The following is a 548-nucleotide window of genomic DNA, read 5'->3' as shown; positions in this document are numbered from 1 at the left end:
TTTCTGGGCGGATGGATGATACAGCCGCCTATAATATTGTGGTAAAAGGTTTGATTTTTCTTGCCCTCGTTTTTAATGCAGCAGTCATCACATCGGCAGGTTCCCGAATAAAAGAGGCCAGTACCATGAATAGGAAGCAGATAAAGATCTTGGATGCTGTCAAAACATTCTGACACTGTTTTTATCCAGTAAGAAGCACTGAATTGCCTGACATTTTTCTGAATAGACGTACCCATGACTGACCCGACGACAACGATTGAGTAACATACAATTTCTGGCGAAGAATTGTGCGGGCATGATTTTTTTACCTATTCTGCATCTCATGTGGCTGTTGTGCTTCAGGATTCGTCGGCAATTGCTGTAACAACTGGTTTATCCTTATAGGAACTCTTCAAGCCAGTCATGGTTGTTGTTGACCCGTTCGCAAATAAATCAAAATCCGGCGACAATAAATCAGAATCCGATTCCCAAATGTCAATGTCAATTCCGTTCAGTCCAAGAGGGTCTTCTTTTCTGCATTCCAAGGCTGAATGCCAGGCGTTTTGTGT

The 548-nt window shown here is 42.5% G+C and carries 1 protein-coding gene; it reads right to left on the bottom strand.

The annotated features are described in order from the left end of the window. Window positions 1–338: 338 nt before the first annotated feature. The coding region (locus J7438_RS27245) for a hypothetical protein (protein ID WP_209279138.1) at window positions 339–548 on the bottom strand (210 nt) is incomplete at its 5' end.

Source organism: Thalassotalea sp. G20_0, from assembly GCF_017744175.1.
Classification (GTDB): Bacteria; Pseudomonadota; Gammaproteobacteria; order Pseudomonadales; family Endozoicomonadaceae; genus Endozoicomonas.
This window is presented reverse-complemented; position numbering and strand designations above follow the sequence as displayed.